Source organism: Undibacterium sp. Di24W, assembly GCF_049340325.1.
Taxonomy (GTDB): Bacteria; Pseudomonadota; Gammaproteobacteria; order Burkholderiales; family Burkholderiaceae_D; genus Undibacterium.
The window spans coordinates 59,391-74,510 of record NZ_JBMPOP010000001.1; the positions used below are offsets into that span (position 1 = coordinate 59,391).

The 15,120-nt window shown below is 45.6% G+C and carries 12 protein-coding genes; 7 read left to right on the forward strand and 5 right to left on the reverse strand.

Annotated elements, in window-relative coordinates; genetic code table 11:
* Positions 1-183 precede the first annotated feature (183 nt).
* The 5 genes from ACO0KZ_RS00225 (at position 184) to ACO0KZ_RS00245 (ending at position 6,493) form a co-directional block, all read left to right on the forward strand.
* Positions 184-1,434, forward strand: coding sequence for a cysteine desulfurase-like protein (locus ACO0KZ_RS00225; RefSeq protein WP_422991550.1), 1,251 nt, complete (start codon positions 184-186; stop codon positions 1,432-1,434).
* 18 nt (positions 1,435-1,452) lie between these two features.
* Positions 1,453-2,352, forward strand: a complete 900-nt coding sequence (locus ACO0KZ_RS00230; protein WP_422991552.1) for a 5'-nucleotidase — start codon at positions 1,453-1,455, stop codon at positions 2,350-2,352.
* A gap of 55 nt (positions 2,353-2,407) precedes the next feature.
* The gene (locus ACO0KZ_RS00235) at positions 2,408-3,925 is read left to right on the forward strand and encodes an aldehyde dehydrogenase family protein (protein WP_422991554.1); all 1,518 of its coding nucleotides are present in this window, start codon (positions 2,408-2,410) and stop codon (positions 3,923-3,925) included.
* Between the two features lie 200 nt (positions 3,926-4,125).
* Positions 4,126-5,154 (forward strand): phosphotransferase, encoded by a 1,029-nt coding sequence (locus tag ACO0KZ_RS00240; protein ID WP_422991555.1) that lies wholly within the window; start codon positions 4,126-4,128, stop codon positions 5,152-5,154.
* 19 nt (positions 5,155-5,173) lie between these two features.
* Positions 5,174-6,493 (forward strand): aminotransferase class III-fold pyridoxal phosphate-dependent enzyme, encoded by a 1,320-nt coding sequence (locus tag ACO0KZ_RS00245; protein ID WP_422991557.1) that lies wholly within the window; start codon positions 5,174-5,176, stop codon positions 6,491-6,493.
* 126 nt (positions 6,494-6,619) lie between these two features.
* On the opposite strand, the gene ACO0KZ_RS00250 is transcribed toward ACO0KZ_RS00245, so the two are convergent.
* The gene (locus ACO0KZ_RS00250) at positions 6,620-7,645 is read right to left on the reverse strand and encodes a hypothetical protein (RefSeq protein WP_422991559.1); all 1,026 of its coding nucleotides are present in this window, start codon (positions 7,643-7,645) and stop codon (positions 6,620-6,622) included.
* An 80-nt stretch (positions 7,646-7,725) separates the two neighbouring features.
* Positions 7,726-8,157 carry a diacylglycerol kinase gene (locus ACO0KZ_RS00255; RefSeq protein WP_422991561.1) on the reverse strand — a complete coding sequence of 144 codons (432 nt, stop codon included), beginning with the start codon at positions 8,155-8,157 and terminating at the stop codon, positions 7,726-7,728.
* A 281-nt stretch (positions 8,158-8,438) separates the two neighbouring features.
* Here ACO0KZ_RS00255 and ACO0KZ_RS00260 point away from each other — a divergent pair, with 281 nt between their 5' ends.
* On the forward strand, positions 8,439-10,394 hold the full coding sequence (locus tag ACO0KZ_RS00260) for a GAF domain-containing sensor histidine kinase (RefSeq protein ID WP_422991563.1): 1,956 nt from the start codon (positions 8,439-8,441) through the stop codon (positions 10,392-10,394).
* A 34-nt stretch (positions 10,395-10,428) separates the two neighbouring features.
* On the opposite strand, the gene ACO0KZ_RS00265 is transcribed toward ACO0KZ_RS00260, so the two are convergent.
* A complete protein-coding gene (locus tag ACO0KZ_RS00265; RefSeq protein WP_422991565.1) occupies positions 10,429-11,940 on the reverse strand; it encodes a DUF3369 domain-containing protein in 1,512 nt (503 codons plus the stop codon).
* Between the two features lie 353 nt (positions 11,941-12,293).
* Between ACO0KZ_RS00265 and ACO0KZ_RS00270 the strand changes: the two genes are divergently transcribed.
* Positions 12,294-13,082, forward strand: coding sequence for an IclR family transcriptional regulator (locus tag ACO0KZ_RS00270; protein WP_422991567.1), 789 nt, complete (start codon positions 12,294-12,296; stop codon positions 13,080-13,082).
* 45 nt (positions 13,083-13,127) lie between these two features.
* Here ACO0KZ_RS00270 and lepB read toward each other — a convergent pair whose 3' ends face one another.
* The gene (gene lepB, locus ACO0KZ_RS00275; protein ID WP_422991569.1) at positions 13,128-13,829 is read right to left on the reverse strand and encodes a signal peptidase I; all 702 of its coding nucleotides are present in this window, start codon (positions 13,827-13,829) and stop codon (positions 13,128-13,130) included.
* 135 nt (positions 13,830-13,964) lie between these two features.
* Positions 13,965-14,978, reverse strand: a complete 1,014-nt coding sequence (gene gap / locus ACO0KZ_RS00280; protein WP_422991571.1) for a type I glyceraldehyde-3-phosphate dehydrogenase — start codon at positions 14,976-14,978, stop codon at positions 13,965-13,967.
* Positions 14,979-15,120: the final 142 nt, after the last annotated feature.

Here is a 15,120-nt window from a genome sequence, read left to right on the forward strand (position 1 = left end):
GAGGCGAAAATAGCTAGCTATTTCCAACGAAGAACGAAAAAAATGACCGAAAATGCGCCGCCAGCGCTCAAATAGCGTCGAAGACGCGCCTAATGTAAAATCTGGGTTTAATATATCTAATGCCATTCAAGACCGGAATCGTGTTATGTTTATGCCCATTCTCAATCTGGCATATACATAACAATGCAAGCATTATCTCCTATGGAAATCAGCGCCGTACGCGCTGAGTTTCCTGCGTTACAAATCCCCGATCAATGCGTTTTCTTCGATAACGCCGGCGGTTCTCAAGTCCTAAAACGTGTTGCAGACCGAATTTACGATTATCTGTTGACCTCTAGCGTGCAACTCGGCGCGACTTACCCAACGTCGACCTTCGCGAGTACCCGAGTCATCGCGGCGAGACTAGCAATCGCTGAACTCATTAATGCAGCAGATGCTCACGAAGTCGTGATGGGCGGATCGACCACTGGTCTGATGTTTCAACTTATACAGGCTATCCTTCCAGGGATACAAGCTGGCGATGAAATCATTGTGACCAATACAGATCACGAAGCCAATATCGGTGCCTGGAAGCGCCTGCAGCAGGCTGGCGCGATCATCAAAGTCTGGCAGGTGAATACCGAATCAATGCAGCTAGATTTGGAAGACTTAGAAAATTTACTGAGCGATAATACCAAGTGGTTGGCGATGACCTTTGCCTCGAATGTACTCGGCACCATCAACCCGGTTACTGAAGTCGCGCGTCGTGTGCATGCCGTAGGCGGCCGGGTCTGCGTCGATGCGGTGGCCTATGCGCCGCATCGTTTGGTCGATGTGCAAGCCAGCGGCGCTGATATCTTAGTGTTCAGCTTTTACAAAGTATTTGGACCTCACTATGCCGTGCTGTGGGGACACTACGAACTCTTGCATAGCCTCGCAAATCTAAATCACTTCTTTATTGCAGAAGATAATCTTCCTTACAAACTGCAACCGGGCAATGTGAATTTCGAATTATCGTACGGCTGTCAAGGGATTGCAGAATACCTGGTCGCTATGGGTACGCAGTTTGGCGGCAAAGGTAGTCGTCGTGAATTAATGCAATTTGCTTTCGATAAATTTGAAGCACATGAAAATTTTCTGGCACAAAGATTATTGAATTTTTTAAATTCGAAATCCAAGGTGCGCATCATAGGAATGCGGCAGGTCTTTGAAGGTAACGCTAGCCGCGTGCCAACGATTAGTTTTGTGGTGAAAAATACGCAATCAGAAACTATCGTAAAACGCATCGACCAATTCAACATAGGTATACGTTTTGGTGATTTTTATGCCCGTCATTTAATCAAAGCTTTAGATCTAGAAAAACATGGTGGCGTTGTGCGCGTCTCGATTGCGCATTACAACACAGTAGAGGAAATTGATGCGCTGATCGGCCATCTTTCCGACATACTCCAATAAAAATACCAACTACACACTATGCCCTTTTCACTCGACAAATTACTGGTTATTGGTATCTCATCTCGCGCCTTATTCGATCTTGAGGCAGAAGAAGCCATTTTTCAAAATCAAGGACTGGACGCTTATCGCCAACATCAACTTGATCATGAAAATGAAATACTAAAACCCGGCGCTGGCTTTGCGTTAGTTAAAGCGCTCTTAAAACTCAATAATCTGACACCCGGCAATCGCTTAGTCGAGGTCGTTATCATGTCGCGTAATTCGTCCGAGACTTCTTTGCGCATATTTAATTCCATCGAACATTACGGTTTGGATATCAGTCGAGCCGTCTTGGCTGGCGGTGCGTCTCTATCGTCCTATTTGCAAGCATTCAATGTCAGCCTATTTTTATCTCTGCATGAAGATGATGTGCAAGCCGCGATCAATGCCGGTGTGGCATCTGCCTTGCTGTATCAATTGGCAGAAAACGTCGCGGACCTGGAGCAAATCAGAATTGCGTTTGACGGCGACGCGGTCATCTTTTCGGACGAAGCTGAAAAAATCTATCAATCGCAAGGTATAGAAGCCTTTGAACAACACGAACGCGACAATGCCAAGAAGCCTCTCCCAGAAGGCCCATTTGCCCGCCTACTAGTCGCCTTATCTTACATCCAAAATAACTTCAAAGCACCTGATGGTCGCGCCTTTCCACTGCGCACTGCGCTAGTAACAGCACGCTCCTCTCCAGCACACGAACGCGTGATCCGTACCTTGCGCGCCTGGAATATCGCGATTGATGAAACTTTTTTCATGGGTGGTGTGAATAAATCAGCAGTGCTAGCGGCCTTTAAGCCTCATATGTTTTTTGATGATCAGCACGGACACTGTATGCATGCCTCTAGCGTGGTGCCGACTGGTCGAGTACCCTATAAACAATAACGCACTGTCAAAATAAAAACCGCTGTTCTACCTTATCGAAACCAGAAAATTATATATGACATCCCACATCCATACTCTGCTCACCGATCTCGGCGTTAATCTCGCTGACTATCATGGACAAGAATTACACAGTGTTTCACCCATTAATGGTGAAACACTCATGAGCTTACGCGCTGATAATGCCGATCAAGTAGAACAAAAAATTGACAGAGCTCACGCAGCTTTTCTGGAATGGCGTAAAGTGCCAGCACCACGCCGTGGTGAATTAATCCGTTTGTTCGGAGAAGAATTACGTACGCACAAAGCCGCTTTAGGTCAGATCGTAACTTTAGAAGCAGGCAAGATTTTGCAAGAAGGTTTAGGTGAAGTACAAGAAATGATCGATATCTGCGACTTCGCCGTTGGCTTATCACGCCAGTTGTACGGCTTGACTATTGCCTCTGAACGTCCGGGACATCGCATGATGGAAGTCTGGCATCCACTCGGCGTGGTGGGTGTGATCTCTGCCTTCAATTTCCCGGTCGCTGTGTGGGCTTGGAATGCAGCACTTGCCTTCGTCTGCGGCAATAGCGTGACCTGGAAGCCATCTGAGAAAACACCATTAACCGCAGTCGCTACCCACGCTTTATTCATGAAAGCCGTCGCACGCTTTAATGCAACTGGCAATGATGCTCCAGAAGGATTAGCCGAACTGATCATTGGCGCCCGCGATACCGGAGCACAAATGGTAGAGGACAAACGTGTCGTCTTAGTATCGGCCACTGGCAGTACTCGCATGGGTCGTCAGGTAGCAGAAGTGTGCGCCAAACGTTTAACCCGTACCATCTTAGAACTAGGCGGCAATAACGCCATGATCGTGGCACCAAGTGCTGATCTGGAAATGGCGGTACGCGCGATTACTTTCTCTGCCGTCGGAACCGCAGGCCAGCGTTGCACGACTTTGCGTCGCTTATTTGTCCACGACAGCATTTACGACACCATCGTGCCGCGTTTAAAAAAGGTTTATGCAGGTCTGCCAATTGGCAATCCTTTAGAGAAATCGACACTAATTGGCCCGCTAGTAGATCAAGCCGCTTACGAAGCCATGCAAACTGCGCTGATAGCAGCAAAAGCAGATCAAGGAGTAGTATTTGGTGGTGAGCGTGTGATGGTCGCTGGCTCTGACGCGGGTTACTACGTACGCCCGTCCATCGTCGAAATGCCGACCCAAACGGCGCACATGCATCACGAAGTATTTGCGCCAATTATGTACGTCGTGCGTTATACAGATTTACAACAAGCAATTGACTGGAATAACGAGGTACCGCAAGGTTTGTCCTCCAGCATCTTCACTACCGACATGCGCGAAGCAGAATTGTTTATGTCTGACGTCGGTAGCGATTGCGGCATCGCCAATGTCAACATCGGCCCATCCGGAGCAGAAATCGGCGGTGCATTTGGCGGTGAAAAAGACACAGGCGGTGGCCGTGAATCTGGATCAGATGCATGGAAAGCGTATATGCGACGTTCTACCAACACGGTCAATTACAGTCATTCTCTACCGTTGGCGCAGGGGATTAGTTTTGATATTTAGTACTAAGTCGATTTAAGATATTGAACCGTAGAGGCACTGTAAGCTGTCATTCCTGCGCAGGCAGGAATCCAGTGTCGTTCCTTGATCAAACTAAGTCGCTGGACTCCTGCCTACGCAGGAGTGACCGTTAACTATTTGTACGGTAATTAAATATTTCGTAAGCGCCTCGACGTTCTAAAAATTTCAGCCCATCAACAACAATGCAAACCATAACCCCAGAACAAGCATTAGCCTTAGTCGAGCAGCATTGGCACCTTAGCGGCACAGCCAAAGAACTCCCCTCTTACGCTGACCGCAATTTCAAAATCCACACGCCACAAGGCAATTACGTCTTCAAAATCGCGAATCCCAATTGGTCGCATGCCGATCTCGATATCGAAAACGCGGCCTTACTGCATCTCGCTAAGACTTGCCCAGATCTGACTTTACCTCAAGTGATGTTAACGCGATCTGGTCAGCATATCCTGCCATTAATCACAGGTGGCGGGCAAGAATGCCATATGCGTCTACTCAGCTTTGTAGAAGGTGAAATCTACGCGAATGTGGCTGTACGCGAGGATCTCGACCAACATTATCTACAAACCAGCTTAGGCATTGCGATCGGCAAGTTGGATCGAGGATTGGAAAATTTCCAGCATGCTAGCATGGACAGATACGTGGATTGGAGCATTAGCAATTTACCCGAATTACAGGATGAAATTGCGTATGTAACAGAAGACGATTTACGCGAATTAGTAAGGCACCATACGCATTATTTTGCCAAGCAAGAAGCGACTTGGAAGAAAACTTTACCGATGTCGGTCATCCACAATGACGCCAACGATTTTAATGTCATCGTCGCCGCGACCGCCGCAGATCCCAAGCCGCATGTGAATGCCATCATTGATTTTGGCGACATGTGTCGTCACCTACGTATCGTCGACCTGGCTATCACCGTTGTATATGCTTTGCAGCATGTCGAAAAAGATCAAGCGGTAATAGATTGCATACGGGCGATACTGCAAGGCTATCAATCGCAAAATCCTCTAAGCAAGCAAGAAATCCAAGCCTTGTATCACGTAATCATGGCAAGACTGTGCCAGAGTATTTTAATGGCTACCCGTGCTTACCGCCGCAATCCCGACAACGACTATATTTTGGTCTCGCAAAAAGGTGTGCGTCGCCTGATTCGTCAGCTTAACGCGATGGATTACCCATACTTGCAGCATTTATTTTTGAGCGTACTTTAATTTCACCAATAAACCCATCATGCCAACTACTGTCGCCCCCATCCCAAATCGCATCCCAGAAGATATCGTCACGCTGCGCCGTCAGCACTTAAATCCCACGTTAAGTATGTCCTACCAACAACCGCTGAAAATGGTACGCGGCGCTGGTGCCTATCTATACGATCAAGATGGCAATGCTTATCTTGATATGGTGAACAATGTCTGCCATGTCGGTCATTGTCACCCAGCCGTAGTCGCCGCCGGTCAAGCACAAATGGCTCAACTCAACACGAATACACGCTACTTGCACGACAATATCGTTGAATACGCCACGCGACTTAGCGCGACTTTCCCATCCGAGTTGTCGGTGGTCTTTCTCACCAATTCTGGCACCGAAGCGAATGATCTCGCACTACGCATCGCCAAAACCTATACCCAAGCAAATGACATCATCGTGGTCGATCATGCCTATCACGGTAATTCACCGACCATGATAGAACTAAGTCCGTATAAGTTTGATGGCAAGGGTGGGCGCGGTCGTCCTGCGCATATCCAGGTTGCCGAGATTCCCGATGATTATCGTGGACGTTTTCGCAAAGATGATCCTGAAGCTGGCGCACATTATGCAGACGCCCTGCAACGCGCGATTGCAGCGATTCATGCCCGCGGTGAGAAGCCCGCCGCTTTTTATTGCGAATCCGTTTTGGGTTGTGGCGGTCAGGTAGTCCTCCCCAAAGGCTATTTACCAGCAGCCTACGCCCATGCACGCGCTGCTGGCGCAGTTTGTATTGCGGATGAAGTGCAAGTCGGCTTTGGCCGCGCAGGTGATTATTTCTGGGCGTTTGAAGCACAAGGGGTTGTTCCGGATATAGTGACCATGGGCAAACCGATTGGTAATGGACATCCTATGGGTGCAGTCGTCACAAGACCAGAAATTGCCCAAGCCTTTATCACAGGCATGGAATACTTCAATACCTTTGCCGGCAATCCCGTTTCCTGTGCGATTGGTCTGGCAGTGTTAGACGTAATTCAACAAGAAGGCTTACAAGCACATGCCAAACATGTTGGCGATTTTCTTTTGCAAGGATTAAACGACTTAAAACAAAAACATACTCTAATAGGCGATGTGCGTGGTACAGGTTTATTCATCGGGGTGGAATTGGTCAAAGATCGTATCAGCTTAGAACCAGCTACGGCAGAAGCAAATGCGGTGATTGAATTTTTAAAAGCACATCGTATTTTATTATCGACCGACGGCCCTTACGATAATGTCTTAAAACTGAAGCCGCCTATGGTATTTAGTATAGAAAATGCGCAGGAATTTTTGATGCGACTGGATCAGGCATTCAAGCAGATATAGAAATAGTCGCTAGAGCGAGGCGACAGATAGATATCGAGTCAGACCCACAAGTAAAATGCATGTCGCACTTAAAAACAAAAAAGGACTCTGCTATGCTTCAGGGTCCTTTTTTTAATTCACTTGGACTTAACGTAGGTTCAACCAAGCTCGCTCTTCGACACGCACTGTTTGGGTTCTTCCACCATTAATGCTGTAAGTCACCCAAAGAGATTTAGCCACGTCAGGTGCTGGATCGCCGCCTAAGATATTGTTTTCAACGCGAAGTTCTAAACGTCCATTGTTAATCAATGATCGCAGTTGACGACTCACATCAGTCTTGCGCGATTCAATTCCATAATAAGCGCTAATAATAATTAATTGTCTGGATTCCGCGTACCTGTCTTGGTTATCGTTACGATTATCGTAGTTGCGGTCATCGCCATCTCCCCAACCACCTTGGTGATCGCCTCGATTTCCCCAATTTCCGCGCCCCCAGCTTTTGAACATGGCGCCATCCACCAGACTGCCTTCGCTATATTCAAAAGTTCGTATTTCACCCCGTGCTCCGCGTGCATAAATACGCAAAGTCTTAACGCGATTTGGATGAGGATCTATACCGAAGCTGCGATTTCCCATACGGAAATTTCTATCGCTACGTGCTAATTCCTTCAGTCTATCGGTTACATCGACATTGCGTTCCGCTGTACCATAAAGCGCACGTAGAATTTGAAATTCGCCATCATCACGATCATCTCGATCTGCTCTATCATTGCCGTGTGAGTCACGATTATCCCATCCTCCCCGATAGTCACCATCACGTCCCCAATTGCCGCCCCCCCAACCGGTGAAGAGCGCACCATCGACCAAACTATCTTCACGGTACTCAAAAGTACGTGTTTCACCACGTTCACTTCGCGCATAAATTCTCAACGTTTTTACACGATTTGGATGTGGGTCTACACCAAAACTATCGTTTCCCATACGAAAATTCACATCACGACGTGCCAAGTCTTTGAGGGTCTGAGTCACATCGACATTGCGCTCAGCCGTCCCATAACGGGCATGGAGAATTTGGTATTGCCCCTCGTCACGCTGAGCTGATGCGAGATTCATCAAACTGCACAACATTGCAAATAAAATGAGACTCTTGAGGTAGATTTTCTGCAGGGTCATGGCGGACTCAAAAAAAGTATAAAGTAAGGTAATAACGCTTTGGGGCAAAGCTTGGTGGACTATCGTTCGCGAAGAATAATTCAATAATAAAAACGATCCATTAAAATCACAGTCCAGGTTGCCAGCGCTAAGAAAAAAGTCAACAAAACGGCAGCGCTGCCAAAATCCTTAGCATTTTTGGATAGTGCGTGGCGTTCTAGTGAAACACGATCAACCACGGCTTCGATAGCTGAATTCAACAACTCAACAATTAGCATTAACACTAGCACGGCAATCATCATCAGTTTTTCAAAGGCAGATACCGGTAAACTCAAGGCGATCACAGCGCCAATCACTACCAGCACTAATTCTTGACGAAACGCATGCTCCTGACGCCATGCTGCCTGTAAACCATCCAGTGAATAGAAAAAAGCTGAGAAAATACGCTTAAGTCCGCTCTTACTTTTAAATTCACTCACCTCTGCCTTAAGTTCACTTTTGGCTTGGGGGTCGAGGTCTTCTGGTGAGTTCATGGGGGAGGAAATCCTTTGCGGCAAGGTAAAAAAATAAAATCAAAGCTCGCAAATTCTAACAGGTGTATATGACTATTTGAATAAATTGCCATACGAGGTCAAATTATCCCTAACTAGTCACGCTCATAAAATCATGTCGAAGTAAATGTTCAACCACTCAAAAATAGCGCGTAATTTCCTTTCAGTCAAAAGTAGACTAAGCTAAGCATGAAAATAACATGTAATCTCGACTCAAATTAATCCATCGCTCATGGGCTGCGGACAAAAAAGGAAATCAAACAATGGAAAATCGCTTACGACGATTAGAGGCAGTACAGTCCATGGTGTTAGAGATCGCTAAGATATCTTATAACACCAATGATTTACGAGAATTTTTGCATGCCATTCACATGGCATTGAGCCGCATTATGTATGCGAAAAATTTCTATATTGCGCTTTATGATCCTGCCGATGATTCGATCCAGTTTGCCTACTTTTTAGATGAAATTGATCCGCCCCCTGATTCAGAAAAACGTTTCAAACTTGAAGCACCGGGGTCATCCTTCACCAAATGGGTAATTCTAAATCGTAAGCCCTTGGTGGCAACTGCAGCAGAAATGGCAGCCATCCGTGCGGAAGAAAAAATTGGTGTGACAGGTGCACCATCAGAGCATTGGATGGGCTACCCTTTAATCGATCACAATAAGCGCATCCTAGGTGCAATGGTCATACAAAGCTATGATAAACAATATCTCTACAGCGAAGAAGACCAGGCGCTTTTTGAATTGATTGCAAGCCATATTTCCAACGCCTTAGAAGGCTTTCAAAGTGTCGATCGATTGGAACGTGCAGTGCAAGAGCGTACCACTTTGTTAGCTCACGAGATTGCAGAGCGCCGCCGCTCAGAAAAGATTCAGAGTGCCTTGTATGCCATTGCGGAGTTATCGTTTTCCGGTGAAGAAGGCGATCATCTCTATAAAAAGTTACATTCAATTGTTGAGAACCTGATGATCGCCAAAAATTTTGTGGTGGCGATCTACCATCCGGACAATGAAGAGATCAGTATCCAATACTTTGTCGACGAGAAAGACCCTGTACCTAGCCACACCCGTTTTCCATTAGGAGTAGGCATGACGTCTTTTGTCATCCGTACTGGGAAAGCCCAATTGATTGACAAGCTACGATTACAACAACTGATTGGAGATGGTGAGATTCGTCAGGTGCTCGGTGGCAGCGATATTGAAAGTTGGATAGGCGTGCCCATCTTAATTAAAAACAAAATTTATGGAGTCATCATTGTTCAGAGCTATGATGTGCACAATATTTATGGTCATGCAGACCTCGATTTATTAAGCTTTGTTGCTAGCCATATTGCCGTGACGATCGCGCGTATGAACGCTGACCGAGAATTGCGTCTGGCCAAAGTCAATTTAGAGCACCAAAACAATGCTCTGAATGACGCTCTCTTAGCTTTACAAGAAGCGCAAACCGAATTAGTAAGACAAGAAAAACTCGCCTCACTAGGCAGTTTAGTCGCGGGGGTCGCACACGAGATCAATACGCCACTTGGCATCTGTGTTACCGCTTCCAGCCATCTGATTGAAGAAGTTAGACTCACACGCAAAGATATCGAAAATGGACAATTTACGGAATCGCAACGTGATCAGTTTTTAGAAACTATAGACCAGAGCTTACGTATTCTGAGTACGAATACTAAACGAGCCGCTGCGCTAGTGCGCAGTTTTAAACAAGTCGCAGTTGACCAAACTTCAAATGACAAACGCAAATTTCAACTGGCGACTTACCTGAATGAAATATTAGTATCGCTACAACCGAAACTAAAAGGACGAAACATTGACATCAACATAGATTGCCCTGAAAGTTTGATTATCGATAGCTACCCTGGTGCTTTCTCCCAAATCTTAACCAATTTCGTCATGAATTCTCTGACTCATGGTTTTGAAAATCTGAATCAAGGGAAGATACGAATGCGTATAGAAGTTCAGGACAATGATCTCAAATTTGATTACGAAGATAACGGACATGGGCTAAACAAAGAAGCTTTGAGTAAGCTATTTGATCCTTTTTACACCACCAAACGCGGCCAAGGAGGGAGCGGACTTGGTACACACATCGTATACAACCTGGTCACCAGTTTATTGGGAGGAAGCATTAAAGCGCAATCAACACCAGGAGAAGGATTGGCTTATCAATTACGTTTTCCATTACACGCAAGGTCAGCCACAAAATTGGATTAAGTGATAATGATTGAAGCAAAACTCAATTCCTAGTTTAGTCCGGATAGCGATGATTAATATCTACCGCTTTATCAACATTCTGTATCAAGAGCTCGACAAATTGAGGATCGAGATGACTACCACTCACGCTTTTTAAATGAGCGATCACCTGTTCTACTGGCCAAGCTAATTTATAGACACGCGCATGCATCAAAGCGTCAAATACATCGGCCACAGCAACGATGCGTGCATAGATATGAATCTCGGTACCCACTAGGCCTTGCGGATATCCAGAGCCATCAAATTTTTCATGATGTTGATGCGCAATGATGGATGCAGCGCGCAAGATAGGTCGATGTGATCCATCCAAAATCGACATACCGACTTCTGGATGCATCTTCATAATATCCCACTCGCCTTCATTTAATTTGCCAGGCTTAAGTAAAACCGCATCAGGCGTAGCGATTTTCCCTATGTCGTGCATCGGCGCTGCTTGCTTTAATATCGCGGCTTCATCTGAATCCATACCAGAGGCAATCGCAATCAAATAGCACACCTCCGCCATCCGCCGCACATGATTCCCTGCTTCTGAAGAACGCGATTCTACGACATCACCGAGCCGCATAATCAGTTCGCCTTGGGTATCGCTGATTTCTTGATTGAGTAAGATATTGTCGAATGCAATCGCAACGCCGGAAGAGAAAACCTCTAACAATTTAGCATCAATTTCGCTGACACTTTCTACACCTTTCAACACCAACAGCGAGGCTTTGCCACTCTCGTTAGGGAAATAACCGACATAAGTATCGCCGGACAAACGTGAAATACGATTTATCGTCACTTGCTGTAAGTGCTCAAGTAATTCTTGATTAAACAATTGGTGATCGTCGTCAAAATTGCCGATTTTGGCCAGCACTTCATAGGAATTTTCGCCTGAAACACCGCTAGCTCCACGAAGTCGCAACAGCATACTTTTTTCTAAGCGCAACAAGGCCACAACTTGCTGTAACAGCCCATTCGCAAAATCATGCATATTTCGCTGTTGATAAATATGCGCCGAGGCTTCAATAACGCGCTCTAAACCTTCGCGGTAGGTCACTTGAAAACGTCGCGCTTCTTCTACCGTATAGATGTCGCGATACGCTCGTAAGGCTGCAAAGGTAGTCGTGAATAATTTGGTACGATCGAGTTCCGTTTTTTCTTTGTAATCATTGATATCATAATCAACGATAACGCTTTCTTCCGGTGCCTGGCCTGGTTGGCCAGTTCGCAAAACAATACGAGTAAATTGATTTTTTAAATCTTGGCGCATCCAACGTGCGACTTCTAATCCGCTATTTTCGGCCTCCATCACAACATCAAGAAACACCAGCGCGATGTCAGGTTCACGGCTCAGGATTTCTTTCGCTTCTGGCCCACTATATGCATCAAAAAATTGTAGCCGACGACCGTCTAATTCGAAGCGGTGTAACGTCAGCTTAGTCACATCATGGATATCAGGCTCATCATCGACCAATAGAATTTTCCATGGTGCGAGTTTTGACGATGCTGGCAAAGTATTCGACATAGACCGCATTTCCCTAAAAAATGAAACAGAAAATATGACACCAATGCGAAGCTGAGTAGAAGTCAGTATGCAGCAAGACTATGCTAAAAATATCTGAATTCTCTTGCTTCATAGTACACCGAAGCAACACCAACACGCCAACAAATTACATCAAGCGAGACGAGTTTTCAAAAGTTCATAATCTAAATAGACACAGATTAAGGCTACTTAATAATAGATTCGCTCTATTCAACACGAATACTACTTATACATATCCAAAAACTTGCTACAAAGCTAAAAATAGAATCATTAGTTCAACACAGTCATTTCACATCATGGTATAAAGAGATTTATTGCAATGCACCATTCACATTATGAAAAACGACGCGTCTAATTCTGCTGAAAAAACATCGATACAAGTCATCGAGCGCATGGTCTCTTTGTTAGATGCGCTGTCTCGCTATCACGATCCTGTAAGCCTCAAAGAGTTAGCTAGTGTAACTGGCTTACATCCCTCGACTGCACACCGGATCTTGAATGATTTATGTATTACCCGCTTTGTGGATCGTGCCGACACTGGCACCTATCGACTTGGCATGCGTTTGCTCGAATTGGGCAATATCGTTAAAAGCCGTCTTGATGTACGTGAAGCGGCATTGGAATTTATGCGTAATCTACATCGCATCACGAATCAAACCATTAACTTATCGGTACGTCAGGGTGACGAGATTGTGTACATTGACCGCGCATTTTCAGAGCGCTCTGGCATGCAAGTCGTACGTGCGATTGGCGGCCGTGCGCCCTTGCATTTAACGTCTACAGGCAAAATCTTCTTATCTATTGATGAACCCAAAGCCTTACGCGCATATATCACGCGCACTGGTCTAGCAGGACACAATAAGAATTCAATTACTGATGTCGCCAAACTGGAACGTGAGTTAGCAGGGGTACGCAGCAATGGCTATGCACGCGACAATGAAGAATTAGAACTAGGTGTACGTTGTATGGCGGCAGGCATACACGATGACAGCGGCAAAATGATAGCGGGGTTGTCGATTTCTGCGCCAGCGGATCGTTTACAGGAAGCCTGGTTGGGCGATTTGATTAGTACCGCTGAACAGATTTCAGCGGCACTTGGCTATGTACCTAAAACGGCGAAATAAAAAAACATCGTTTAGAACCTTAATAATAGCCAGATCTAAGCCAACTTACTGTGCTGATTGCGTTAATTTGGCACCAAAGCGTTCCACCCGCGGCAAATAATAATTGTCGTAATCGAGTGAAAACATCAAACGATTAACGCGTCCTGTAATCAATTCTCGTTTAACCAAACCATAAAAACGAGAGTCATTACTATTGTCACGGTTATCGCCTAACATCATGTAATGCCCTACAGGCACAGTCACCGGATCAAAAGACCGCAATGCCGGACGCTCAGGCATAACCAAAATATTATGTTGCAAACTACCGAGTTTTTCGCTGTACATCAACTGCTGATTTGGGTATTCGCGCTTTGGCGTGAGATGTGCTGGATCAGGCTCAGCGACTTCCGCATAATCCGCTAATTGCCCGTTAATAATCAATTTTTGATCGCGCATTTCTACTACATCACCTGGCAGGCCAATCACGCGCTTAATCAAACGCACGCCATCTGCAGGCGAACTGAAAGTCACAATATCGCCACGCTGAGGATCACCAACTTGTTTCAATATCACGTCGGTAAATGGAAGTTTAATGTCATAAGCAACTCGATTTGCGATCACTCTATCGCCCTCTAACAAATGCGGATACATAGAACTTGAAGGCACCACGTACCAATCCGCTAAGGCACTACGCATCAAAATCATGCCAGCGACAAAGAGTAAAAAAGTCTTATTATCAGCAATTAATTTGCGTAAATTAAAGTTCATGACAGATCTCCAGAATAAACAGCACTACGGTAAGACACACAAAAGCCCCGAAAGTTCGGGGCTTTTGTTTATTTCGCCTCACTAGCTTCAAACTAGCTTAAAAACCACTTCGAACTAGTGTCGATGTCGCTCAGCTTACTTAGCGTGCATCAATGCAACGGTGGTATCCAACATACGGTTGGAGAAACCCCACTCGTTATCGTACCAGCTAGATACTTTCACCAAACGACCATTGACTTTCGTCAATGTTTCATCGTATGTGGAAGATGCTGGATTGTGGTTGAAATCAACTGACACCAAGGGTGCAGTGTTGTAATCCAAAATACCTTTCAAAGCACCTTCAGATGCTTCTTTCAATACTTTGTTGATTTCATCAACAGTCGTATCGCGCTTCGCGATGAAAGTCAGATCAACCACAGAAACATTGATGGTTGGCACGCGCATTGCGTAACCATCTAATTTACCGTTCAACTCTGGCAATACCAAGCCAACTGCAGCAGCCGCGCCAGTTTTCGTCGGGATCATGCTCATCGTTGCAGAACGTGCGCGACGCAAGTCTTCATGCATCACGTCGGTCAACACTTGATCATTCGTGTACGCATGGATCGTTGTCATCAAACCACTTTCGATACCGATCGCGTCATTCAATGGCTTTGCCAAAGGTGCTAAGCAATTCGTTGTGCAAGAAGCGTTAGAAATAACGGTATCCGTTGCTTTCAATACGCCGTGGTTCACGCCATAAACAATCGTTGCATCAACGTCTTTACCGCCTGGTGCTGAGATGATGACTTTCTTTGCGCCACCAGTGATGTGTGCAGATGCTTTTTCTTTCGTCGTGAAGAAACCTGTGCATTCCAACACCACATCGACGTTCAATTCACCCCAAGGGATATTCGCTGGATTGCGTTCCGCAAATACTTTGATCTTGTCGCCATTGACGATCATCGTATCGCCTTCGACCGTGACTGTGCCTGGGAACTTACCGTGGGCTGTATCGTAACGTGTCAAATGCGCGTTAGATTCTGCGTTACCCAAATCGTTAATTGCAACGATTTGAATTTCATTTTTAAACTTACCACCTTCGTAATGTGCACGAAGGATGTTACGACCGATACGGCCATAGCCGTTAATTGCGACGCGAATCGTCATGGTTCAATCTCCAAAAAGACAAACAGCAACAAAAAATAAAACACAAAAAAATCTTAAATCTACACTTTGAACAAAGTTTGTAGAAACCTCTTAGTCGGGATGCTGCGCGCTAGGCCGAGTTTCCAGCCCTCCGGAGCAATAT